This window comes from Marinoscillum sp. 108 (genome assembly GCF_902506655.1).
In the GTDB taxonomy this organism is placed as follows: Bacteria; Bacteroidota; Bacteroidia; order Cytophagales; family Cyclobacteriaceae; genus Marinoscillum; species Marinoscillum luteum.
In genome coordinates, this window is the sequence record NZ_LR734808.1 from 2,655,465 (window position 1) to 2,679,371 (window position 23,907).

Below are 23,907 nucleotides of genomic sequence, written 5' to 3' on the forward strand. Positions count from 1 at the left end.
ACTACCTGCTTTTTCTCTTAACCAATTTTAGATTAATTTCGCACTCGATTCGAGATACGCTTATTTAAATCAAATTGAATAATGGCTAATAAAGGCAAAATCACCCAAGTAATCGGTCCAGTTGTGGACGTTAGTTTTGATGCTGAGGGCTCAAAACTCCCCAACATCATGGATGCGTTGAAAATCACTAAACTGGACGGTACTGACGTAATTTTGGAAGTACAGCAGCACCTGGGAGAAGATACCGTGCGTACCATTGCGATGGACGCTACCGACGGTATGATGAGGGGAATGGAAGTAGAGGACCTGGGTAGCCCCATACAGATGCCCATTGGAGACGACATCAAAGGTCGTCTTTTCAACGTTGTAGGGGCAGCGATTGACGGAATTCCACAGCCGAAAGGTGGTCAGGGATTGCCGATTCACCGATTGGCTCCTAAATATGAAGACCTTTCTACCTCTACTGAGGTACTTTTCACAGGGATCAAAGTTATTGACCTGATTGAGCCTTACGCCAAAGGGGGTAAGATTGGATTGTTCGGTGGTGCCGGTGTTGGTAAAACCGTATTGATTCAGGAATTGATCAACAACATCGCCAAAGCGTATTCTGGTCTATCAGTGTTTGCCGGTGTGGGTGAGCGTACTCGTGAGGGTAACGACCTTTTGAGAGAGATGATTGAGGCGGGCATCGTAAACTACGGTGAGAACTTTAAGAAGTCTATGGAAGAAGGCGGATGGGACTTGTCTCAAGTGACTCCTGAAGACCTTAAAGAATCTAAAGCAACTTTCGTATTCGGACAGATGAACGAGCCTCCGGGGGCACGTGCTCGAGTGGCACTTTCTGGTCTGACGATCGCAGAATATTTTCGTGACGGAGATGGCACTGGCAAGGGACGTGATATCCTTTTCTTCGTGGATAACATCTTCCGATTCACTCAGGCGGGTTCTGAGGTGTCTGCACTTCTTGGACGTATGCCATCAGCGGTGGGTTACCAGCCTACGCTGGCCACTGAGATGGGTGCCATGCAGGAGCGAATCACTTCTACCAAGAATGGTTCGATCACTTCCGTACAGGCCGTATACGTACCTGCCGATGACTTGACTGACCCTGCTCCGGCGACTACTTTCTCTCACCTGGATGCTACCACCGTACTTTCTCGTAAGATTGCTGAGTTGGGTATCTACCCTGCAGTGGATCCTTTGGATAGTACTTCCCGAATCCTGAGCACAGAGATTCTGGGCGCTGAGCACTACGACTGTGCGCAGCGTGTGAAAGAGCTTTTGCAGCGATACAAAGAACTTCAGGACATCATTGCCATCCTGGGTATGGATGAGCTTTCTGATGAAGATAAAGAAGTGGTACACAGAGCCAGAAGGGTGCAGAGATTCTTGTCTCAGCCTTTCCACGTGGCAGAGCAGTTTACAGGTCTCAAAGGAGTGCTTGTAGACATCAAAGACACGATCAAAGGATTCAATGCCATCATGGATGGTACATATGATCATTTGCCTGAGGCAGCATTTAACCTGGTAGGAACCATTGAAGATGCAGTGGCCAAAGGAGAAAAATTATTAGCAGAAGCTAACGCATAAGCGCATGTTTTTAGAAATAGTAACTCCAGACGAAAAGGTATTTGAAGGGGAAGTAGAAAGTGCTACTTTTCCGGGAAGCGACGGGTCATTTCAGGTGTTGAGTGATCATGCCGCTATGATTTCCACCTTGGGAGATGGGGACATCAAATTTACCAGAGAGGTCAACAAGAAGCCTGAGGAAACACACATCGCTGTAAGTGGCGGAGTGGTAGAAGTACTCAACAATAAGGTGACCGTACTGGCTGAGAAGATCATCAAGGAGTAATCCTTAGATATATGAAAATAGAAAAGGGAGCATGAGCTCCCTTTTTTTATTTTAGACCTCCAGTAGGATTCAAGAAATAGGATCAAGATCCACCCTTACCTTTACTCCTCCTTCAGATAATCCACCGGATTCATTCGGGAGGCTTTGAGGGTCTGAAAGCTCATGGTGATGACCGCAATTAGCAACATGAGCACGCCAGAGGCTACCAAGGTAAATACCGAAATAGTGGTGCGCATAGGGAAGCTCTCCAGCCATTGAGCCATCAGGTACCAGCTGAGTGGTGTAGCGATCACAAAACCAATCAGCAGCAGCCTGCCGAAGTTGCCCGAAAGGAGTATCCAGATGTTGGTAACCGAGGCACCGAGGACTTTTCTGATCCCGATCTCCTTGTTGCGTTTCTCTATCACAAAAGCGACCAAACCGATCAGTCCCAGGCAGGCAATAAATATGGCCAGGGAAGCCAGGGCTTTCAGGATGTGGCTAAACCGAATGGTTTCCTTGAAGAACTGGAGAAATTCCTGATCCATAAAGGTGTAGTCAAAAGGTGCAGATGACTGAATGAGGTTCCAGTTGGATTCAAAGTCTGATAATAAGTCCATGGTCTCATCTGCGGTGAGGTCTCTCACCAGGCTCACCGTAAGCTCTGTAGAGGGATCTCTGAAGATAGGTGCGCTGGCGTCGAAAATGGCCGTAGGATAAATCTGATCAGAAAGGTTGCTGTTGAAATCGCGGACAATGCCAATGATCTTATAGTCCACCTCATTGTAAGTGATGGGTTGATTCAGCGCATCCTCAGGGGTGTCAAACCCAAAGGATTTGGTCAGGGATTCATTGACGATGATGTGATGTGTTTCGGTGAACTCACGTGAGAAGTTTCTGCCCATCATGAGACTGAGTCCGTACACCTCCAGAAAGTGCTCGTCGCTGGTCAGGTAGTTGACGGAGATGTTTCTTTGCTCCTCTCCGTTCCGCACAAAGTTGTCAAAATCAAAGATCATGGGTGGGGTATCGGAGGAGTGTGAGACACGCTCCACCAGTGGGTGCTGCAATAGCATGTTTTCGTAAGCCTCCACTGAGGTGCCCAGTCGCTCGGCATGCTCAATGATGATTTTGTTTTCCCGATCGAAACCCAGGTCAGCGTTTTTCCAGAACTCTACCTGGTCCCGCACGATCAGCGTGCAGGTGATCATGGCGATGGAGATGGCAAACTGAGCAGTCACCAATGTATTTCTTGTGCGGGTACCACCGAGTCCCTGCATGTTTTTGCCTTTGAGTACCAGTGCGGGCCTGAATGAAGACAGATAAAAGGCAGGATAGAGTCCACTTAACAGACCGATCACCAGCGTGAGCACGAAGAGGACGAGAATAAAATCCGGGGAGAATAACTGGGTAATGGAAATGCTTTTTGCGGTGATGCCATTGAAGGCAGGCAGGAGAAACTCTACCAGAAACAAAGAGACGATCACCGCGCCTATCACGTAAATGAATGACTCTACCAGAAACTGAACAATCAACTGTTTTCTTGCCGAGCCGATGACTTTTCTTATTCCCACTTCCTTGGCTCTGGTGGTGGCCTTTGCGGTGGATAGGTTCACAAAATTGATCATGGACAGGGTGAGGATGAGCCCGGCGATCAACCACAGTATATAGAGGGTATTGATGTCTGAGACTTCATTTAACCTGGAATACACGTGCGTGGAGCGCAGGTGAGTATCCAGAAAGGGCTGGATGTAGAGGTTCCATTCCTCGCCAGAGGCCAGAAACTCCTCATAGCTGATCCCTCTGTACTTTTGTAGAAAAGCCTCCAGGTATTTGCCGGGCACGGCTGCCACTTTCTGAGCCACCACGCCTGGGTCTGCATCTGCCCGGAGTAGCCCAAAGGTCACAAAGGTGGTCCACATCCAGGAGTCATCCGATTTTTTAACCCTGGGGAAGGACGACATGGAGAGGAGGAAGTCAAACTGAATGTGAGAATTGGCAGGAACATCCGCTGCCACACCCGTGATCAGGTAAGACTGCTTATTGGGTTGCTCGCCGAGTTCTAGCTGCTTGCCAAGGGCGTTTTCATTACCAAAGTATTTCTGAGCCATGCTGGCTGTCAGCACAATGCTCTTAGGGTTGATGAGGGCAGTCTTTGGGTTACCCTGGAGCAGCGGGAAGGTAAAGATTTCCAGAAAATTGGAGTCCACGGCCAAAAGGTGCTCTTCTTCGAAGACCTGTGGCTCACCCAGAGCATTGCTATGTGAGATCAAAAAATTACCCGGTGTGTGCACGCGGGTCATGCTTTCAAACTCTGGCACCTCGCGCCAGAGCGCGCCCATCACCGCAGGGCCGGTGGAACCGAAAAGGGCATCGTCATCACCCCAGATAAAGGTCTGATTGATCCTATAAATCCGATCTCCCTGCTCATGAAATTGATCAAAGCTGAGCTCCTCATTGGAGTAAAGCCATACGAATATGCAGGACATCAGGCCGATGGAGAGCCCCAGGATATGGAGTAGGGTGAGAGAGCGCTGTCTTTTCACTCGTCTGAGTGCAATAGTAAGCAGGTTGCGGATCATAGGTTGTTCGGTTTGTGGCTATTGGTGCCAAATGCTTGCCAGAAAGGGTAAGTTATTGAAAATAAGCAGATTGCTTTTTACCTGTACCTCAAAAATGGTCGGTGACGGACACTCTCTGTTCGCTCCTGACTGTGTAGTCACTCGGAAAAACCACACCGTTGCGTGTTTCACGCAAAGTTTAAAATACGGATATCACTCTAATATAACGGAATGCTATTGAGCAAATTTGTATAGCCATAAAACTAAAGAATGAAATGAAAACTTAAATCCAACAGATGACGAATGCCTGAATGTCTCCCACTGCCAGATTACAGCTATGATCTGACAGCCAACTCACCGGGAGGGTCAAGGGCTAAACGTCATCTTAACACTCACAAATTAATATTAAGAACATGATTACTCACTACGCTACAGACACCACTCACCTCCATGGGTTTATTCCCAAATGGACCTCAAACCTGATGCTGGATTCCACAGGGGCCACTCCCTTTGTCAGCTATGATAAGGAGACAAAATTCCTGATTATCAAGGGACATGCCAGCGATCCTCATATACAGGAGTTTTTTGATCCTATCTTCTCGGCTGTAAAAAGAGATACTGTTGACTCCAAAAACCTGAGGGTCTACTTCTACTTCAAGTCGATGAACACGGGTACGGTAAGGGTTTTATTTGACCTGTTCAAATATTTGCGGGTGCGAGTGGCAGCAGGCACCAAAGTACAGGTGGTTTGGGGTGCTGATGCCTGTGATCATGAAATGATGGAAACCGGGCGCGAGCTCTCAGAGCTATATGATTTGAATTTCAGATATTTGGCAGCCTAGGCGGTTAGGAAATTGGCGGCCAACAGGTGAAAGGTGACTCGGGATGGGTCACCTTTTTTTGTGTCTTTTAGAAAAAATCCTGCTAAACCGTTGCTCTGGAGATCGCCCAGTGCGTGATTCACAGAGTGACTCTACGCATATCTGACTCGAGCGGATCGCACTGTCCGAAATGCGCATAAAAGCTATTCCAATAGATCATAGGCCTTATTTTCACCAGATTGAAAAGGGTTTTTCCTCCCTGTTGACTGATGGCATATTGCGGATATCCGCAGAGATGGAAGGAGAATGTTGCGCAAATCACCCATTTTATCTAAATACTTGATTCCCTCTTATATGGGGTCAGCAGGTATGGCATCTTTGTATTGTAGTTATTTGATAAGCACCCTAAAATTAAGAGCCATGACAGTAAATCAGCATTCCTCTCGACCTTACAACCTTGACAGTCTTTCACTCATGGTGTCTCACTTCGGAACACGGGTGATAGAGCCTACTCCCAAAACACCTTTCGTTTGTTATGATGAGTTCAACCAGGTGTTGATGGTGAAGGGAAATTCGACAAACCCGGATATGCAGAAGTTTTATCATGAGATACTGACTGATGTGAAAGCCAACCTGGAGGAGACCGACCAACTGACCGTGAGCTTTTACTTTCAAAACATTAATACGAGTACGGCCAAAGTACTCTTTGATTTTTTCAAATACCTGAGAAGTATGCGCGCTGTGGGTAAGCGTATACACGTCATCTGGAGTGCCGAAGCTGATAATGAGATGATGGAGACAGGTAGAGACTTTGCGGAGATTTATGACATGGATTTTCACTACCTGGCTGCCTAAGCAATAACAACCAGTTAATAGACCAACCAGCAAGGTGGTTCCTCTCAGGGGCCACTTTTTTTATGCATTTTGGCCAATAGTCACCATTAAACCGTTTGATGGGAAGAGGGCTGCCTACGTAATTCACGGAGAAGAAATCCAACGATGCTCCTTTGTGCCCACTTTCCCATAAAGGCCCTTATTTTGACTATAATGGCCGATTTATGTACCAAATTGAGATTGAGCACTGAATTAATTTGATCCTGAATAGGTGCTGTCCGCCTGTCGAAAGTGAGCGCCTACGCAAAACACCTATTTTTCCCAATTGGTGGTTTCCCTCTTATATGACGGAAGGATGTATGGCATCTTTGTATAGTATTAGAAACCAAACAATAAAATGAAAACCTAAATCCATCAGATGACCAATGCCAGACGCCTCCCTTTGCAAAATCCAGCTATGATTGAGCACTCTGAAAGTATCACCAAAGGCATTGCATCACTTAGATTTTAAAAACATTAAGAACATGATTACTCACTACGCCACAAATGCCGCCCTTGCCCACCAGTTCATCTCCAAAAGATCAGAACTAACCATTGAACCTACCGTCAATACCCCGTTTTTGCGATACAGCAGTGCACATCAGCTGCTGATGATCAAAGGCAGCTCTGTGAAGCCAGACATGCACGAGTTCTACAGTAATGCACTGGAAACTTTCAAAACCGAGCTTCGCGATAGCGACAGACTCAAAGTTTATCTGTGTTTCAAAGACCTGAATACCAGTACCGCTAAAGTATTGTTTGACCTTTTCAAATACCTGAGAACGCGTGCCCTGCGAGGTACGGATGTACAGGTGGTGTGGGGTGCGGAAGTCACCAACCAAGAAATGATAGAAACCGGAAGAGACTTTTCAGAAATTTATGAATTGAAATTCAGGTTTCTGACGGATTTAGATTTTTAACCAGCGTAGACAAATAACAGCGGGGTGGCCCAAATGGGGTCATCTCAGCTGTTTATCCCACGGACTTCACTCACGGGAAGCTCACTTTCCCCCAGGTCTACCATGGCATTGACCAGACTTACCTTTTCAAACGACCTGAGGTCGTCTATGGTCATTTCTACCTCCTTTATTTTACCCATACTGATCAGCTGCTGCCTTCTCACCCCATTGAGCAAATACGTCTTGGGTGTCCACCAGGCCTCTCCATCCCAGAAGACCACATTGGCAAAGTAGCTGTCGGTCAGGGCTCCCTTTTTCACTATCAATATTTCGTCTGCTGATCCGCGCTGCTCAAAGAGTTTCGTGAGCGCCTTGCGGTTTTCATACTTGTAAGTGTAGCTGATGGAGTCATCATGCACGAGCTGAATGCGCTTCAACGGGCGGAGTGTATACTGAGAAAACTCCACTTCGGTCAGCTCGCCATCATACACCACGCGCACCTTGTAGCGCTCCTCAAACGACAGTGCCGGCAAAGCGTCAGTGAGCTGATGAGGGGGCATACCCGGAAAGTGTTTCTTGAATGTTCTGTCGACCCGCTGCTGGTGCCATGCCAGCATGGGATAAATTCCATTTTCAAAACAGATGGTTTCAATGAATCGGCTCATTGGGTACAGTACATCGCGATTGGTTTGAGCGGGTTAATTTAAATGAAGATTGAGGAAAATTTATGCAATGAGGCAACAAACACCCGGGCATCGCCTCTGCGGAGACAGAGGGTGCATCCGGAAAGCGCTCCATCAAATAGGCAGATAGATCTTATCAATGATCTCCTGGTACTCCCGGGCTTCATCGCTAAAGGAGGTGATGCCGCCGCCACTTTTGTAGTAGAGCTGGTCGCCTTCTTTCTCAATAAACCGGATCATCACACCAGTGTCCAGGTCTTTGCCATCAAACAGGCCACACACCCCGGTGTAGAAGCCGCGATCATAAGTCTCGGCAGTCTCTATAATGTGGACGGTCTCTTTCTTAGGAGCTCCAGAGATACTGCCAGCGGGTAGCAGCTGAAAGAACATGCTTCCCAGAGTTTGGTGATAGTCGGCAGGGAGCTTTCCGGTGATCTCGGAGCTCACCTGCAGGAGTTTCTTTTCGTGGGTTTTCACTTCTGAGATAAACCTAAACCGTGACACCTGCACCTCACTGGCGATCTGGCTGAGGTCGTTTCTGATCAGGTCCACGATGGTCACATGCTCGGCCGTTTCTTTCGGGTCGTTGAGGATTTGCGCCTCGGCATTGGGCAGGGAAGCGTCTATCGTTCCCTTCATGGGGTAGCTGTAGATGCGCCCATCTGCTATTTTCACGAAAGTTTCGGGAGAAAAAACCACAAACTGGTCTTGATAAAGGAGTTTGTATTTGGCCCTGCTAAGCTCGTAGATGTCGGCAAGAGAGAGGTTGGTTTCTATGGTCGTTTTGAAAGTGAGGTTCACCAGGTAGGAGTTGCCATAGTTGATCTGCTCCACCACATAGCGAAACGGCCCGTGAAACTGCGCTTGTGTCAGGGGGTGTTTTTTGAAATGAAAAGCGGGCTTCCGGTCTTTGGCGGCAGGTTGGTCGATGGCAAACCTCAACACTGATGGGTTGATTTCGTCCAATGGCTGGATGAGGCAGCGGTGACCCAGAAAGTCGGTGAAAAAGAAAAAGGGGATGCCACGGGCACCCAGTTCATTCATCCGCGCTATCGCTTCTTCCCGTTCAAGCATTGTCTTTTTTGCCTGTCAGTCGTCTAAACATGCGTTTTTCAAATGCCCAGAAAAAGCGGAACTGGCCGAATACAAATCCATAAAATAGCAGAATGAGATTGTAAATGGGCAGGATGAGAATGTAGTAAGCCAGCGAAAACCAGATGTTTTGCTCACCATCAGCAGTGAAAAAGGAAACCACAGGCCGCTTGAGGAAGAGCACCGTGAAGCCGGTGCAGGCAAAAACGATGAGCACGATGAACACATGAAAGCTGCTTTTTAAGTTCCAGCGGGCTTGCAGTCGGTCAAGCCAACTCATGGATGATGGATTTGAATTCATTCCAATGGGGTAATGAAGTGAAAGTAACAGGCTCTTTTTTTACAGGGTGCACAAAACTAATCTGAAAGGCGTGTAAGTGAATGCTTTTGTCGGTATTTGGGTCAGCGTAGCCATATTTTAAATCTCCCTTGATGGGGCAGCCCATTTTGGAGAGCTGCACACGGATCTGGTGTGGGCGTCCGGTTTTGGGGAGAACTTTCAGCAGCGAATGTGCTTTTTCGTTGGCCAGGAGCTGATAGTCCAGCTCCGCTTCTTTGGCCCCCCCTTTGGCTTTGGTATAAGCCTTCACCATGTTTTTAGCTCCGTCTTTCTCTAGCCAGTGGATGAGCTTGCCGGATTCGTGTTCAGGCTTGCCTTGTACCACAGCGAGGTAGGTTTTTTGGATGTTATCCTCACGGAAAAGCTTATTCATGCGCTCCAGTGCTTTGGATGTACGCGCAAAAACGGTGATGCCGCTCACGGGCCTATCCAGCCGGTGACACGGGTGTAGAAAAACGTCCCCGGGTTTCTGATATTTCTCCTTGATGTATTCACGCCCCCAATCCGTGAGCGTTTTATCCCCGGTTTTATCTCCCTGTACCAGCCAGCTGGTGGGTTTGCTGAGGATCAGCAGGTGATTGTCTTCAAATAATACGAATGGTTTACTCAAGTTCGTTAAGGTTTTTTACCAAAGGCATCCATCCAAAAGGTGGACAAAATACAAACAATAGAGCCCCAGTAGGAAGAACCTCCCTTAAAACTCACTGATAAAGTGAAACTCTACCTCCGGGAAGTTATCCTGCACCATCTGCAACCAGGCTTTTGACTCGGCCATAAACACCAGTTTGCCTTCTTTGTCTTTGGCAATGTGTCGGTACTTGTCCTTGATAAAGGCATCCAGCTTAGCTTCGTTTTTACTGCTGATCCAGCAGGCTTTGTAGATGTTGACATGGTCAAACCGGGCCTTGGCGTTGTACTCATTGAGGAGACGGTACTGCAATACCTCAAACTGCAGTGCACCCACGGTGCCCACCACTTTTCGGGCACCCATCTCGAAGGTAAAGAGCTGAGCCACGCCCTCATCCATGAGCTGATTGAGTCCTTTTTCTAACTGCTTGGACTTCATAGCATCCAGGTTGATCACCTCTCTGAAAAGCTCAGGCGAGAAGGAAGGAATTCCTTTGTACAGTCCTTTTTCCCCCTCGGTGAGGGTGTCCCCGATCTTCAGGTTGCCGGTATCGTAGAGTCCTACGATATCTCCCGGGAAGGCCTCATCCACGGTTTCCTTCTGCTGGGCCATGAAGGCCGTGGCATTGGAAAACCTAAATTGTTTGTCGTGGCGCACATTGTAGTAGCTGGTGCCGCGATGAAAGGTGCCTGAGCAGATTCGTGCAAAGGCGATACGGTTTCGGTGCTTAGGGTCCATGTTGGCATGGATCTTAAAGATAAACCCTGAAAACTTGCGTTCGTTGGGTTCGATCTTCCGCTCCTCTGTTTCTCGTGCCACAGGCGGAGGAGCTATCTGTATGAAGCAATCAAGCAACTCACGCACCCCGAAGTTATTGACCGCACTACCAAAGAAGACAGGAGCTACTTCACCATTGAGGTATTTTTGGACATCCAGCGGATCATACACGCCATTCACCAGCTCTATTTCCTCACGCAGGGTTTTCACAGCAGAGGCTGGGAGTCGCTTGTCCAGTTCAGGATCATCGATGCCTTTGATCTCGACCACATCCGTGACTTTCTTCGTTTTGCTGGGTTCGTACAGGTTCAGGTTGTTTTCAAAAATATTGAATACGCCACGTAGGGATTTACCCATACCTATGGGCCAGCTCATTGGCCGCACATTAATCCCCAGCTTTTCTTCTATTTCGTCCAGGAGTTCGAAGGCATCCCGGCCTTCACGGTCCAGCTTATTGATGAAGCAGAGTACCGGGGTGTTTCGCATCCGGCATACTTCCATCAGCTTTTCTGTCTGGCGCTCCACACCCTTCACACAGTCTATCACCATGATCACACTGTCCACGGCAGTGAGCGTGCGGTAGGTGTCTTCTGCAAAATCCTCGTGACCAGGGGTGTCCAGGATGTTGATTTTTAAATCTTTGTAATCAAAACCCATGACGGAAGTGGCTACCGAAATACCCCGTTGTTTTTCTATCTCCATCCAGTCGGAGCGGGTGCCCACATCAATCTTGTTGGATTTTACCGCCCCGGCTGTTTGTATGGCACCCCCAAAAAGGAGTAATTTCTCCGTAAGGGTGGTTTTTCCGGCATCCGGGTGAGCGATGATTCCAAAGGTGCGGCGTTTCTGTATTTCTTGTTCTAAGGTCATTCCCTGCGAGTATTTCAGGGCGCAAAGTTAGTGATCTTTAGCGGATGAACACATGCCCTGCTTTTGGCTTTTGCCTAACCCTTCAATATTCTGTTTTTCACTTCAGACTGGTAGTTGCGCCCGATGGGCAGGTGCTTGCCTCCGATCTCCACCTGATTGCCATTGATGGCTTTGATTTTCTCCAGTGAAACCGTATAGCTGCGATGTATGCGCATAAAGTCTTCCTGGGGTAAGAGATCGGTGAAGGAGTGGAGGTTGTGATGAACGATGAGGTCTTCAGCAGTGGTGCGCACCATCACATAGTCCTTGAGGCTCTCCACGTAGAGGAGGTCTTTCAGGAATACCTTCACCATTTTTTTATCTACTTTGAGAAAGAGGTGGTCTATTTTCTCTGCCTCACCGGCAGCACTGCCCGGGCCCGCGGGCTTGATGCTCAGGCGGTTCATTACTTTTTGCACCATCCGGAAAAAACGAGGAAACTCAATGGGCTTGACCAGATAATCTACCACGTCATAGTTGTAGCTCTCCACGGCATAGTCGCGGTAGGCTGTGGTGATCACCACCTGTGGGGGATTTTTCAAAGTCTCCAAAAACTCCATGCCGCTGAGTTTAGGCATATTGATGTCCAGAAAAATGAGGTCTACAGCTTGCTCATTCAGGAAGCGAATGGCCTCCAGGCCGTTGGAGCAGCTCCCTACGCATTCAAAGTCATCCACCTCTTCGATGTATTTCTCTACCACTTTTACGGCCAGAGGTTCGTCATCTATGATCAGGCATTTTACTTGCATAACTATTGATTTAAAGGGAGCACCAAATTAACCATATGTTTTTGACCGTCCTGGCTTATGTCCAGCTGGTACTTATTCTGATAGAGCAACTTAAGCCGTCGAATGGTATTTTGAAGGCCTATGCCCTCACTTTTATTGAGCCGCTGTACTTCTTTGGAGTCCTGATAATCCTTCAGCCAGTTATGTACCTGAAAATGTAATTTATCTTCTTCCACGTTCAGTTTGATCCAGATGTCAAAGGTGCCTTCAGGAGACTCTCCGCCATGTTTCATGCTGTTTTCCACAAAAGGGGAGAGGATAAGTGGCGGTATTTTCTTGTCGTCCAGTTTGCCGGTGATCTCAAAGTCCACCTGAAGGCGGATGCCAAAGCGAATTTTTTCCAACTCAATGTAATTCTTCATGTGGGTTACGGTTTCCATGAGGGTCACCTCATCCGCTTTGGCCCGGTAAATAACAAAACTCATAAGGTTAGACAGCTTGAGGATCGTGTTAGGGGCCAGGTCGGATTTTTCCAGCGTAAGTGCATAGAGGCTGTTGAGCGTATTGAAAAAGAAGTGTGGCTGGATCTGACTCTTGAGGTAGGCAAGCTCAGTTTCGAGGCTGTTTTTTTCCAGTTCCCGCTGGGCATCTCGTTCACGAATGTGGTCAATGGTGAGTTTGATGGCTGCAGTAAGCCCAATAATGTACAATTCACCAATGAATACTGTGATGATATAGCTCAGCCCAAACAGGTCAGTTTCCGGTTTGGCGGATTCCGGCCAGATGTTGGTGGTTACCAGGCCATAGGTCAGCAGGATTTTGACGAGTGAAAACGCAAGTGTGGCACCAAAGAGCGACAGCACATAGAAGAGGTATTTCTTTTTGGAAAGCAGACGCGGTACCAGCCAGTATAGGTTGAAGTATACCAGAATGATGTGTATTGGGAATTCCACCAGGTTGGACTTGATCGAATATATATAGTCACCAAAGTAGTGACCCCACCTTACACTGTTGAAAGAGAAATAGCCTACCCAGAAGAGGATATGGAAGAGTACTGTACGGTGTTTTCTGATCTGTTTCAATGCCGGTTATTTATTCTTAATGGCTTTTTATAGGCGATACTGCATATACTAGATAGCCAAATTTCCTAAATAAGTGAACGGACAGGCCCTAAATTATACCAACAGCGCTGTTTTGCCAATAAACAGCATTGGTGCTATTCGTAGCACCGGCAATGTCATCTAGCGATAAAAGCTCGTCGTACTGCGAATAAATTTCCCCGGATCATACCTAGTTGCTTAATTGGGTACCGTGACTGAAAAAAGGCGGTCACAAAAGTCCTAAACCAAAAAGTTTAATTCTATGAAGAGAATACTACCATTTTGCATGTTAATGCTGATGGGCATCGTCGTACTCGGACAGCAAACTGTCTCGGGAACTGTGAGTGATGCTCAATCGGGGGAGCCTATACCTGGTGCCACCATCCTGATCAAAGGGACGGACACAGGGACTACTACGGATCTGGATGGAAAATTCAGGATCCAGATTGAAAACGAAACGGACGTTCTCGTCTTTTCATCCATTGGTTTTTCAGCCGTGGAGGAAGTTGTTGGCTCACGAGCCATTATTACTGTGTCCATGGATGCTGACATCACTCAGCTGGGTGAAGTGGTGGTGACGGCTTTGGGTATCGAACGAGATTCGAAAACACTCGGATACTCGGTGTCCAGAGTGAAAGGAGAGCAGTTTACCAAAGCACGTGAGATTAGCGTGGCGGACAACCTGGTAGGGCGAGTAGCAGGCCTCAACAGCAGTGCGCCTTCCACCGGCCCTGGGGGATCTTCGCGTGTGACCATTCGTGGTAACTCCTCCCTCTCTTTCAACAACCAGCCACTTTATGTAATTAATGGTATCCAGATGAACAATGACAACCTGGGTAGTGTAGGCAAATGGGATGGTGCCGATTTCGGAGATGGTATCTCCAGCATCAACCCGGATGATATCGAAGACATCACAGTACTGAAAGGTGGTGCTGCAGCAGCACTGTATGGACAGAGAGGTCGCAATGGGGTCATCCTCATCACCACCAAATCAGGTAAGTCCAGTCAGGGATTGGGCGTTGAGTTCAATAGCAACGTGGCCATCTCCAAGATCAATGACTTCAGGGATTTTCAGGAAAAGTATGGACAAGGCACGCTCGGCGCAGCACCTACGGATCAGACCTCTGCCCTCAATACCGGGCTTACCTCCTGGGGAGCTCCGCTAGATGGTTCTATGGTTACGCTTTTTGATGGAAAGCAGCACCCATACTCTGCAGTGAGCGGGGACAACCTGACTGATTTTTATGAGACCGGAGCCACTTATACCAATTCTTTGGCGATCTCCGGAGGCGGCGAGTCTGGCTCTGTCAGATTGTCTTTAGGTGATTTGCGAAATAGCTCGGTATATCCGGGTGCTGATTATAAAAGGCAAACAATCAACCTGGATGCTTCCTACAAATTGTCACCGCAGCTGACAGGTAGTGCCAATGTGAACTACACCAAAGACGGTGCGAGCCGAACCAAAGTAAATGATGCACCGGGTAACGGTAACTATGCCATCATGTTCTTGCCACCCAACGTGGATGCCGAATACCTGGCTCCGGGCTATGATGAGTTGAAAAATGAAATCCGATTTGGCAGTGATGCCTTTACTACCAACCCATATTTTGCAGCCAACAGGTTCATCACGGAGACTTCCAAAGACCGGGTGTTGAGTGTGGCTAGTTTGCGCTATGCTCCACTGGAGTGGTTATATGTGCAGGCACGTATTGCCAATGACTTCTATGCGTTCAATGCCACCCAAATCACTCCAACAGGTACCGCGTACCGGCCTACTGGAGGACTGGACTTGCAGCGCACGGTAAACTACAATGAAACCAACGCTGATTTCCTTGTGGGGATCAATAAAGATGTGAGCAGAGACTTCTCCATTGGGGTCACGCTGGGAGGTAACCTGCTGAAAATGCAGCAGAAGACTGTGGAAGTGAACGCCAGTGGTTTTGCGTTCCCATTCCTCTATAACCCGGGTACAGCTACCACCAAAAATGCCAACGTGACAGAGCCACAAAAAGAGGTGCACTCGCTTTATGGTTCGGTTGAGCTTGGATTCAGAGACATGCTGTTTTTGAACATCACGGACAGAAATGACTGGTCGAGTACCTTGCCAAGTGGTAATAACTCGTACAATTACCCATCGGTCAATCTTTCTTATGTATTCTCTGAGTCATTGAATGTGCCTTGGATGAACATGGGTAAGATCAGAGCGGGGTATGCGCGTGTGGGTGGTGACGCTCCTGTGTTCGCCACCAGCTTATACTATGGCACCCTGGGCAACGCCATCAATGGTGTGCCGCTCGGGAACGTAGATAACAACGTGCCAAATCCTCAAATTGAACCACTACAGGTGACCGAACTGGAAGTTGGAGGTGAAATGGAATTCTTACAAAAGAGACTGTTTGTAGATCTGGCCTGGTATAAAAAGCAAACCCTCAATGACATTGTGAATGTGGGAATTTCGAGAGGGTCTGGTTATCAGACGGCTGTGGTGAACATCGCAGAGATTGAAAACACGGGTGTAGAATTCCTTTTGGGAGGGGTACCCGTGAAAACTCCGGCACTTACCTGGACCACTACTTTTAATATTTCTAATAACAAGAATACTGTGATTGGCCTGGCAGAAGGTCAGGATAAACTTACCGTGGGCGAGTCCAGAAACGGGCGGGCGTTCATTGAGCATGTGGTAGGAAAACCATTCGCTCAGGTGATGGCCTATGACTATATGCGGGATGATGCCGGCAACCTGATATTAGGTGCCACAGGTCTTCCTCAGGCAGCTTCAGAGCTCACCTCACAGGGAACAGGTGTACATCCGGTCACGGGAGGATGGAGCAACGATGTGAAGTTCAAGAACCTTACATTGTCCTTCCTGATTGACTTCAAATATGGAGGGGTGATCTACTCCGGAACCAATGCGATTGCCTATGGCAATGGTCTTCACAAAGCAACACTGGAAGGCCGTGGGGATGGAATCACCGTCAGTGGAGTGGATGCTGAAGGAAATGCCATGACTTCTACTGTCACAGACCAGAACTACTACGGAGCTCTGGCGGGCATTTCCAAGCTGCAGGTATATGATGCGGATTTCATCAAATTCCGTTCGTTGAGTCTTACTTACAACTTCCCCAACCTCGGGAACATCAAGGGACTGAGCATTTCGTTGGTGGGCAGAAACCTTTTTTACATCAAAAAGAGCACGCCAAACATCGATCCGGAGTCCAACTATACCAATGGCAATGCTCAGGGAATCGAATACCTGGGACTCCCAACATCCAGGACTTATGGTATCAACCTTGGTATTAAGTTTTAATCATCTAAAGAAACAGACATGAAGAATCTATTATATATCGTTCTTACGACTGTTGCGGTGGCTTTTACCGGATGTACATCCGACTTTGAGGACATCAACACAGACAAAAACAAGGTGGCTAAGGAGAGTTATGTGCCTGGTTATCACCTTTCGAGGGCTCAGCTGGAGTATACAGGAAATAGTGATTTCAGCTATGATACCTGGAGGATCAATATCATCTATTCGAGTATGATGACCCAGCAACTTGCCAATGCGAGTTGGTATGCAGGAGATAAGTACATGCAAAACGATGGTTGGGCCAATGCGTCATTCGACGTGGCTTACAATGATCAGGTAAAATACATCGTGGACTTATTGAAAATCACAGAAACAGATCCGCTCTATGCTAACCTGCATCAGATTGCCCGGATTATGAAAGTGATCATTTTCCACAGACTTACAGATTTGTATGGAGAGATTCCATACTCTGAAGCTGGTTTGGCTTATCACGAAGGGATTTATGCCCCTAAGTATGACACGCAGGAATTTATCTACATGGACATGCTGAAGGAGTTAAAAGAGGCAGCTGAAGCCCTCAATGCCAATGGTGACTTGCCTGGTTCCGGGGATTTGATCTACGGATCGGCGGCAGACCCTATTGGTCAGTGGAAAAAACTGGCGTATTCCATGATGCTCAGACTTTCTATGCGACTCACAGAAGTGGCGCCTACAGTAGCCAAGCAATGGGCAGAAACGGCAGTAAATGGGGGAGTATTTACCTCCAATGCTGACAATGCTTTCATTATGCATGATGCAGCCGGTGGCCGAACCACGGTCAACAGAAACAGCAACATCCTGGCAGGAGAATGGAATGCGACCAACACCGGAGAGGTGTTCCTGAGCAAAACCTTCGTGGATTTTCTTTCTGACACCAACGATCCGAGACTGGGTCTTTTTGCCAGGATACAATCTACAGGCGATACAGACCCGGCCAATCAGATCGGACTTCCTAACGGGCTCGATCAGAATGGAGGAGCGTTTGACGTGAGTACAGATCCTGATTTTCCCGGGGACATTACCAATTATTCAACCATTCGTGATGATGTATTTCTTAGCCTCTCAGGCCCCACGTTCGTGATCAACTATGCGCAGGTGGAGTTGCTACTGGCAGAAGCAGCCTTGAGGAATTACAGTGTGGGCGGTACCGCTGAGTCGCACTATACGGCAGGGGTGACTGCTGCCATGCAGTTTCTCACTCAGTACAACTCCACCGCAGAAGTGCCTGCGGATGAAATCACTACCTATCTGGCTGCTAACCCCTTTGTGGTGGCAGATGGAATGGAAATGATCGGAGCGCAGTATTGGGTAGCATCATTCCTTGACTGGTACGAGGTATGGTCCAACTGGAGAAGAACAGGGTACCCTGAGCTGGTACCGGTCGACTATCCTGGAAATGCAACAGGCGGGGTGATCCCAAGGCGAATGATTTACCCTTCTCATGAAGCGTCTAACAATTCAGTGAATTATGCAGAAGCCATCAGCAGACAGGGCACCAACACGTTCCTGACCAAAGTGTGGTGGGACGCGAGATGATAAATTGTGTTTATAAGTAGATGAAAGGCCTCCTCCGGGAGGCTTTTTATTCCTTCTTTGAGCACACAAAGAGTGCGGGTTGTTGTGAATTCGACGATGAAGAGCGTCTGGGCCGTTTGAAGGCAGGCCTGGGTTGTTGGTCGATGAAATTGATCCAAACCGCTAATAAATTTTTTTCAGGTGCCTTGGGCACTTTATTTAGAGTACGGGCGATGGTCGAATGGTGAGTCCATTCTGGGTATTCGCTCTAGAAGTTTTAAAATAATCGTAACTTATAGTCATAATGACATTAAAGGTATCCGGCATATTTTCAGGCCATATTCTTCTACCCCAACTCAGTGTGATGATGAAAAAATCCTTTCAATACCAGCTAACGCTCATTTTCTTATTATTTGGGCTTAGCCTGAGTGCTCAGGAAACCGCACTAAATCTCATGCCCGTGCCTGAGCAAATAGAAATGGGAGAAGGACATTTTGTTATCACGAAGCGTTTTTCTATTTCTCTCACCGGCACCTATCACGAGCGACTTGCTCATGAAGCTACCAGATTTTTGCGCAGACTGGATCAGAAAACCGCGTTGTTTTTTGACCAGCACAAGGTAAGTGGTGAGCGGACAAACGCCAGCCTCACCATCACCGTGGAGCGCCCGGGAGAGGTCAGGCTGCACGAAGACGAGAGCTATCAACTGCGAGTAGGTACTGAGTCCATTGAGTTAAATGCGCAGACGGATATAGGTGCCATCAGAGGATTGGAAACCCTCCTTCAGTTGGCAGGTGCCACCAATGGCCAAAGTACTTTCCCTGTACTCACCATCAATGATTCACCGCGTTTTCATTGGCGAGGATTGATGATGGATGTGGCTCGTCACTTCATGCCGATGGATGTGCTGTATAGAAATTTGGATGCCATGGCTGCTGTGAAGCTGAACGTGCTTCACCTCCACCTGGTGGATGATCAGGGTTTCAGGTTTCCCACCAAAGCCTTCCCTGAGTTGTTGGAGCTTTCATCGGACGGTCAGTATTATACCCGGGAGGATTTGGATGACATTATTGCGTATGCACATCAGCGGGGGATCCGGGTAATTCCCGAAATAGACGTACCAGGACACGCCACGGCCATTCTGGTGGCCTTCCCCGAGCTCGGCAGCAAGGATACTACCTATACATTGGAACGCTATTCAGGCATATTTGACCCTACGCTGGATCCTACCAACGATGCAGTATATGATTTTTTAGATCAGTTGTTTGCTGAAGTGGCTGAGGTTTTCCCCGATCCATATTTCCACATCGGGGGTGATGAAAACCTGGGGCGCCATTGGAATGAAAACAAGGATATTCAGGCTTTCATGAAAGCCAATAACCTGGCTACCAATCACGATTTGCAGACCTATTTCAACATCAGGGTGCAAAAAATACTCAACAAGTATGGTAAACACACCATGGGCTGGGATGAGATCATGACACCTGAAATGCCCAAAAGTGCCATCATTCATTCATGGCGGGGCAACTGGGAAGGCCTGGTGGCCAAGCAGACTTTGTACGATGCAGCCAGAGCGGGTTATGAAACAGTGCTGTCCAACGGATATTATCTCGATTTGATGATGCCTGCCAGCCAGCACTACCTGGTGGATCCGGCGCCCGCTGATATGGACCTTACCCCAGCGGAGAGAAGCCGTATATTGGGTGGTGAGATGTGCATGTGGAGTGAGCTCGTCGTCCCTGAAACCATCGATAGCAGGCTATGGCCAAGAGCCGCGGCTGTGGCAGAGCGATTGTGGTCACCCGAGGACGTACAGGACGTACAGGACATGTACAGGCGCCTGGCCATCATCAGTCTCCAACTGGAGCAGCTCGGTCTGAAGCATATTTCGTCTCGAAACGTCATTCTCAGGAAGTTGGCTAAAAGCAAAGACATAGAGCCACTAAAAGTACTGGTGGAGGTGGTAGAACCCATGAAAGGCTATACCAGAAATACGAATGGCACATTGTACACCACATTTTCCCCTTTCATGCTTTGGGCAGATGCTGCTACTGCCGATGCCACCGTGGCGAGGGTATTCAATGAAGACGTAGAGCGATACCTGTCGGGCAGTCTGGAAGCCAACCAGCTGCGAACACAATTGGACCTGTGGAGTAAGAATCATAAGAAAGTACTGCCCATCATCAATCGATCTCCGGCACTTTTGGAGATCGAATCACTTTCAGAAAACTTTTCCAGACTCGCTGTGATTGGTCTTGAGGCCATTGGGCTCATTGAGTCAGGCGGGAAGCCATCATCCGGATGGGTGACTCAGTGTCAGCAGGTGCTGGAGGAGGCCAGGGAGAATGGAGGGCGCACAGAGTTGCAGGTGATTAGTGGAATAGCCATGCTGGTGGATGAGTTGAAAGGTCTTTGAGCCTGGGATCCATCCTTTTTAAGGAATTGATCTTATTTTAGCGCCATGAAAAAGCCCTACAGGTATGCGCTGTACTTTGGTATTGGCGTGCTCATCTATTTTGCCATGGATGGAGAGAACAATCCCGAATCTCTGGAGGAGGTACACAAAATGGCCCCGGCGCTGATCATTGGTGTAGTGGTACTGCTGTTTCTGGTGCGCTATATCATTAGTAAGAAGGAAAAAGATTAATGCAGACATAAAAAAACCTGCCGAGTACATACTCAGCAGGTTTTTTTAATGTCTTTTAGCAGGTGTTAGCCTAGTGCAGCCACTTTAAGGTCCTGAGTCTTGGAGTGTCCGCAGTAGGTACATTTGTAATGCTTCACAATCAGTCCCTCCTCACTGGCACTGGCTTCTTTCACCACTTCTTCCCTCAGGTCTCTCATGGTTCGGTAATTACACTTCTCACATACCAGTGCATGAAAGAGCATGTCGTATTTCTCCACGACCTTTTCCCCGGTTTTTTCATCTACCCAGATGTCGTAATCCGCAATGTGATTGTCTTCCTCTTCAATCATCGCAGGAGTCATATACTCATCTTCTTCTTCTTCGTTTAGCAATCTCATGGGATTGCCGGCCTTGGACTTCATTGGCTTAAATCGAATCTTATCGAGGCGCTTTTCCAGTACGAATGGGTAGTAATATTTTACAATGGCCCAAAAAGCATAGCCAAATGCCACACCGATGATAATGGAGAAAAATCCGGCCCCGAAAATGTGATAAATCGCTGCTTTTCCGATCCAGTTGATGATGGCATAAAAGGCAAAAAAGACTAAACCAAAGGCCACAAAGCGAGTGGCAATATCAAAATAGACGGTTTCTTTAGCCGAAGCGAAAATAAATTTTTTGGTTCTTTTGCCAGCAGTTGCCAGCATGAAGAAATAGGTAATGGTGATCAATACGGCGATGGCAAAAAAAGCAAAACCAATCGTAGGGAAATTGGACAGCCATTCAGGAATTTTATTTTTCATGATCGTTTAGTTAAGACGCTAGGAAGTGTTTTTATGATTTAGTGCATTAAGTTAAAAAAAAGCGCTCTGGAATCATGCGAATTTTATGATAAATAAGTTTAAAAGCCAGTTACCTGCACAAATGTGTCCGGTTGGAGCGTCAGTTTACCGGGGTAGTTCTGACAATCTGTCATAAATAGGCTGTCATTTTCTTGTTGGCACAACCATTGATAAAAGGATAGATAACGAAAAAAGAATTTTCAAGACTTTAAATAAATAGTTAACAATGGGAAAAATTATCGGCATAGACTTAGGTACTACCAACTCATGCGTGGCGGTAATGGAGGGTAACGAGCCTGTAGTGATTCAGAACAGTGAAGGGCGCAGGACCACACCATCTATCGTGGCATTTTTGGATAATGGTAACGGAGAAAGAAAAGTTGGAGATCCTGCAAAACGTCAGGCCATCACCAATCCTCAGAACACCATTAGCTCAGTGAAGAGATTCATGGGTAAGAAGTATTCTGAGGTGACAGAAGAAAGAAAGAATGTTTCATATGGCCTGGAGGCTGGCACTAATGATACCGTGCGGGTAAAAATCGGCGATAGAAATTACACTCCTCAGGAGCTTTCGGCTATGATCCTTCAGAAAATGAAGTCAACGGCAGAAGACTTTCTGGGACAGGAAGTGACAGAGGCGGTCATTACCGTGCCTGCTTACTTCAACGACGCTGAGCGTCAGGCCACGAAAGAAGCCGGACAGATTGCAGGCCTGGAAGTGAAGAGGATCATTAATGAGCCTACAGCGGCGGCATTGGCTTATGGTCTGGATAAGAAAAATGCGGACATGAAAATCGCGGTGTATGACCTTGGTGGTGGTACATTCGATATTTCTATCCTTGAGCTGGGTGATGGTGTGTTTGAAGTAAAATCTACCAATGGTGATGTTCACCTGGGTGGCGATGACTTTGACGGGGTAATTATCAACTGGCTGGCTGAAGAATTCAAAAAAGACGAAGGATTGGATCTTAGAAAAGACCCGATGGCCCTTCAGCGATTGAAAGAAGCAGCTGAAAAAGCGAAAATAGAATTGTCGAGTTCGTCTTCTACGGAGATCAACCTGCCATACATCATGCCGGTAGACGGTGTGCCAAAGCACCTGGTAAGAACACTTTCCAGAAGCAAGTTTGAGCAGTTGAGCGAGGATTTGGTAAGAAGATCTATGGAGCCTTGCAAGAAAGCCCTGGCAGATTCCGGTCTTGCAGCTTCGGAGATCGATGAGGTGATTTTGGTTGGAGGTTCTACACGTATCCCCAGAATTCAGGAAGAAGTAGAGAAGTTTTTCGGAAGAAAGCCTTCTAAAGGAGTGAACCCTGACGAAGTAGTGGCCATAGGTGCTGCGATTCAGGGTGGTGTATTGACCGGAGAGGTGAAGGACGTTCTGCTTTTGGATGTGACGCCACTTTCTTTGGGAATTGAAACCATGGGCGGTGTGATGACCAAACTGATCGAGTCTAACACCACCATTCCTTCAAAGAAATCGGAGACATTCTCTACAGCAGCTGACAATCAGCCTTCTGTGGAAATCCACGTGCTTCAGGGAGAGCGACCAATGGCGAAGGACAACAGAACCATCGGTAGATTCCACCTGGATGGTATACCACCAGCACCAAGAGGAGTGCCTCAGATCGAAGTGACTTTTGATATAGATGCCAACGGTATCCTGCAAGTGTCTGCTAAGGACAAAGGCACTAACAAAGAGCAGAAAATCAGGATTGAGGCTTCTTCCGGCTTGACCGACGAGGAAATCGAGAAAATGAAGCAGGAAGCTCAGGCCAACGCAGAGTCTGATAAGGCTGAGAAGGAGAAAGTGGAGAAAGTGAACCAGGCCGATTCGTTGATTTTCCAAACAGAAAGTCAGCTGAAAGAGTACGGCGAGAAGCTTTCTGAGGGCAACAAAACTGCCATTGAAGGAGCCCTGGCCAAGTTGAAAGAAGCGCATGCTTCCAGAGACATAGCTGCCATAGACGCTGGCATGGAAGCATTGAATGCCGCATGGCAGGCAGCTTCTCAGGAGATCTATGCGGCACAGCAGGCCGCAGGTGGAGCAGAAGCAGCGCAAGGTGCTGATCCTACTGGTGGAGCAGATGCCGGCAATGCCGACTCTGATGTGTCAGATGTAGAGTTTGAAGAGGTAGACGAAGAGAAGAAGTAGTCCTTACGGACGCACTTCAGGCCTTCCATTTAGGGGAAACCCGGGCCCGTGCTGGCCGAGCGTCAGTAGTGTTCTTGTAGTCACCCTACAGAGATAGATTGAAAACCCTGGTCTTGTTAAAAGGCCAGGGTTTTTTTTGTGGATGGTTATAGATGTAGGGTACAGTTATGCTTAATCTAGC

Annotated in this window: 19 protein-coding genes; 10 read left to right on the top strand and 9 right to left on the bottom strand. The window is 47.7% G+C overall.

Annotated elements, in window-relative coordinates:
* The first annotated feature begins 81 nt into the window (after nt 1–81).
* The gene (gene atpD, locus GV030_RS10645; RefSeq protein ID WP_159582289.1) at nt 82–1,590 is read left to right on the top strand and encodes a F0F1 ATP synthase subunit beta; all 1,509 of its coding nucleotides are present in this window, start codon (nt 82–84) and stop codon (nt 1,588–1,590) included.
* A gap of 4 nt (nt 1,591–1,594) precedes the next feature.
* The gene (atpC, locus tag GV030_RS10650) at nt 1,595–1,855 is read left to right on the top strand and encodes an ATP synthase F1 subunit epsilon (RefSeq protein ID WP_159582290.1); all 261 of its coding nucleotides are present in this window, start codon (nt 1,595–1,597) and stop codon (nt 1,853–1,855) included.
* A gap of 101 nt (nt 1,856–1,956) precedes the next feature.
* Here atpC and GV030_RS10655 read toward each other — a convergent pair whose 3' ends face one another.
* Nucleotides 1,957–4,416 (bottom strand): ABC transporter permease, encoded by a 2,460-nt coding sequence (locus GV030_RS10655; RefSeq protein ID WP_159582291.1) that lies wholly within the window; start codon nt 4,414–4,416, stop codon nt 1,957–1,959.
* 392 nt (nt 4,417–4,808) lie between these two features.
* Between GV030_RS10655 and GV030_RS10660 the strand changes: the two genes are divergently transcribed.
* From GV030_RS10660 to GV030_RS10670, 3 genes are all read left to right on the top strand, one after another.
* On the top strand, nt 4,809–5,237 hold the full coding sequence (locus tag GV030_RS10660) for a SiaC family regulatory phosphoprotein (RefSeq protein ID WP_159582292.1): 429 nt from the start codon (nt 4,809–4,811) through the stop codon (nt 5,235–5,237).
* 399 nt (nt 5,238–5,636) lie between these two features.
* Nucleotides 5,637–6,071, top strand: coding sequence for a SiaC family regulatory phosphoprotein (locus GV030_RS10665; protein ID WP_159582293.1), 435 nt, complete (start codon nt 5,637–5,639; stop codon nt 6,069–6,071).
* A gap of 503 nt (nt 6,072–6,574) precedes the next feature.
* Nucleotides 6,575–7,009: a SiaC family regulatory phosphoprotein gene (locus GV030_RS10670; protein WP_159582294.1), complete on the top strand. Its 435-nt coding sequence runs from the start codon at nt 6,575–6,577 to the stop codon at nt 7,007–7,009.
* Nucleotides 7,010–7,053: 44 nt separating this feature from the next.
* Here the strand turns inward: GV030_RS10670 and GV030_RS10675 are convergent, their stop codons facing one another.
* The 7 genes from GV030_RS10675 to GV030_RS10705 form a co-directional block, all read right to left on the bottom strand.
* On the bottom strand, nt 7,054–7,653 hold the full coding sequence (locus GV030_RS10675) for an aminotransferase class IV (protein WP_159582295.1): 600 nt from the start codon (nt 7,651–7,653) through the stop codon (nt 7,054–7,056).
* Nucleotides 7,654–7,785: 132 nt separating this feature from the next.
* Nucleotides 7,786–8,745, bottom strand: coding sequence for an aminodeoxychorismate synthase component I (locus tag GV030_RS10680; protein WP_159582296.1), 960 nt, complete (start codon nt 8,743–8,745; stop codon nt 7,786–7,788).
* Nucleotides 8,738–9,043: a DUF6787 family protein gene (locus tag GV030_RS10685; protein WP_255465314.1), complete on the bottom strand. Its 306-nt coding sequence runs from the start codon at nt 9,041–9,043 to the stop codon at nt 8,738–8,740. The genes GV030_RS10680 and GV030_RS10685 overlap by 8 nt, the downstream gene beginning before the upstream one ends.
* Nucleotides 9,030–9,713 carry an RluA family pseudouridine synthase gene (locus GV030_RS10690; RefSeq protein WP_159582298.1) on the bottom strand — a complete coding sequence of 228 codons (684 nt, stop codon included), beginning with the start codon at nt 9,711–9,713 and terminating at the stop codon, nt 9,030–9,032. The genes GV030_RS10685 and GV030_RS10690 overlap by 14 nt, the downstream gene beginning before the upstream one ends.
* Nucleotides 9,714–9,797: 84 nt before the next feature.
* A complete protein-coding gene (locus GV030_RS10695) occupies nt 9,798–11,378 on the bottom strand; it encodes a peptide chain release factor 3 (protein ID WP_159582299.1) in 1,581 nt (526 codons plus the stop codon).
* A 74-nt stretch (nt 11,379–11,452) separates the two neighbouring features.
* Nucleotides 11,453–12,166: a LytTR family DNA-binding domain-containing protein gene (locus GV030_RS10700; RefSeq protein ID WP_159582300.1), complete on the bottom strand. Its 714-nt coding sequence runs from the start codon at nt 12,164–12,166 to the stop codon at nt 11,453–11,455.
* 2 nt (nt 12,167–12,168) lie between these two features.
* Nucleotides 12,169–13,227, bottom strand: coding sequence for a sensor histidine kinase (locus GV030_RS10705; protein ID WP_159582301.1), 1,059 nt, complete (start codon nt 13,225–13,227; stop codon nt 12,169–12,171).
* Between the two features lie 280 nt (nt 13,228–13,507).
* Between GV030_RS10705 and GV030_RS10710 the strand changes: the two genes are divergently transcribed.
* From GV030_RS10710 to GV030_RS10725, 4 genes are all read left to right on the top strand, one after another.
* Nucleotides 13,508–16,552 (top strand): SusC/RagA family TonB-linked outer membrane protein, encoded by a 3,045-nt coding sequence (locus tag GV030_RS10710; RefSeq protein WP_159582302.1) that lies wholly within the window; start codon nt 13,508–13,510, stop codon nt 16,550–16,552.
* Between the two features lie 18 nt (nt 16,553–16,570).
* Nucleotides 16,571–18,124, top strand: a complete 1,554-nt coding sequence (locus GV030_RS10715) for a SusD/RagB family nutrient-binding outer membrane lipoprotein (protein WP_159582303.1) — start codon at nt 16,571–16,573, stop codon at nt 18,122–18,124.
* Between the two features lie 343 nt (nt 18,125–18,467).
* Nucleotides 18,468–20,519 carry a beta-N-acetylhexosaminidase gene (locus tag GV030_RS10720; protein WP_159582304.1) on the top strand — a complete coding sequence of 684 codons (2,052 nt, stop codon included), beginning with the start codon at nt 18,468–18,470 and terminating at the stop codon, nt 20,517–20,519.
* 45 nt (nt 20,520–20,564) lie between these two features.
* Nucleotides 20,565–20,750 (top strand): hypothetical protein, encoded by a 186-nt coding sequence (locus GV030_RS10725; RefSeq protein ID WP_159582305.1) that lies wholly within the window; start codon nt 20,565–20,567, stop codon nt 20,748–20,750.
* A gap of 65 nt (nt 20,751–20,815) precedes the next feature.
* On the opposite strand, the gene GV030_RS10730 is transcribed toward GV030_RS10725, so the two are convergent.
* On the bottom strand, nt 20,816–21,532 hold the full coding sequence (locus tag GV030_RS10730) for a hypothetical protein (RefSeq protein WP_159582306.1): 717 nt from the start codon (nt 21,530–21,532) through the stop codon (nt 20,816–20,818).
* 265 nt (nt 21,533–21,797) lie between these two features.
* Here GV030_RS10730 and dnaK point away from each other — a divergent pair, with 265 nt between their 5' ends.
* Nucleotides 21,798–23,726 carry a molecular chaperone DnaK gene (gene dnaK / locus GV030_RS10735; protein ID WP_159582307.1) on the top strand — a complete coding sequence of 643 codons (1,929 nt, stop codon included), beginning with the start codon at nt 21,798–21,800 and terminating at the stop codon, nt 23,724–23,726.
* The last annotated feature ends 181 nt before the right edge of the window (nt 23,727–23,907 follow it).

Bases quoted from the DNA above. Each gene is read 5' to 3' on its own strand.
- atpC (WP_159582290.1), top strand. From the start codon at position 1,595: ATGTTTTTAGAAATAGTAACTCCAGACGAAAAGGTATTTGAAGGGGAA.
- GV030_RS10670 (WP_159582294.1), top strand. From the start codon at position 6,575: ATGATTACTCACTACGCCACAAATGCCGCCCTTGCCCACCAGTTCATC.
- GV030_RS10725 (WP_159582305.1), top strand. From the start codon at position 20,565: ATGAAAAAGCCCTACAGGTATGCGCTGTACTTTGGTATTGGCGTGCTC.
- GV030_RS10680 (WP_159582296.1), bottom strand. From the start codon at position 8,745: ATGCTTGAACGGGAAGAAGCGATAGCGCGGATGAATGAACTGGGTGCC.
- dnaK (WP_159582307.1), top strand. From the start codon at position 21,798: ATGGGAAAAATTATCGGCATAGACTTAGGTACTACCAACTCATGCGTG.
- GV030_RS10695 (WP_159582299.1), bottom strand. From the start codon at position 11,378: ATGACCTTAGAACAAGAAATACAGAAACGCCGCACCTTTGGAATCATC.
- GV030_RS10720 (WP_159582304.1), top strand. From the start codon at position 18,468: ATGATGAAAAAATCCTTTCAATACCAGCTAACGCTCATTTTCTTATTA.
- GV030_RS10700 (WP_159582300.1), bottom strand. From the start codon at position 12,166: ATGCAAGTAAAATGCCTGATCATAGATGACGAACCTCTGGCCGTAAAA.
- GV030_RS10715 (WP_159582303.1), top strand. From the start codon at position 16,571: ATGAAGAATCTATTATATATCGTTCTTACGACTGTTGCGGTGGCTTTT.
- GV030_RS10665 (WP_159582293.1), top strand. From the start codon at position 5,637: ATGACAGTAAATCAGCATTCCTCTCGACCTTACAACCTTGACAGTCTT.
- GV030_RS10730 (WP_159582306.1), bottom strand. From the start codon at position 21,532: ATGAAAAATAAAATTCCTGAATGGCTGTCCAATTTCCCTACGATTGGT.
- atpD (WP_159582289.1), top strand. From the start codon at position 82: ATGGCTAATAAAGGCAAAATCACCCAAGTAATCGGTCCAGTTGTGGAC.
- GV030_RS10655 (WP_159582291.1), bottom strand. From the start codon at position 4,416: ATGATCCGCAACCTGCTTACTATTGCACTCAGACGAGTGAAAAGACAG.
- GV030_RS10660 (WP_159582292.1), top strand. From the start codon at position 4,809: ATGATTACTCACTACGCTACAGACACCACTCACCTCCATGGGTTTATT.
- GV030_RS10710 (WP_159582302.1), top strand. From the start codon at position 13,508: ATGAAGAGAATACTACCATTTTGCATGTTAATGCTGATGGGCATCGTC.
- GV030_RS10685 (WP_255465314.1), bottom strand. From the start codon at position 9,043: ATGAGTTGGCTTGACCGACTGCAAGCCCGCTGGAACTTAAAAAGCAGC.
- GV030_RS10675 (WP_159582295.1), bottom strand. From the start codon at position 7,653: ATGAGCCGATTCATTGAAACCATCTGTTTTGAAAATGGAATTTATCCC.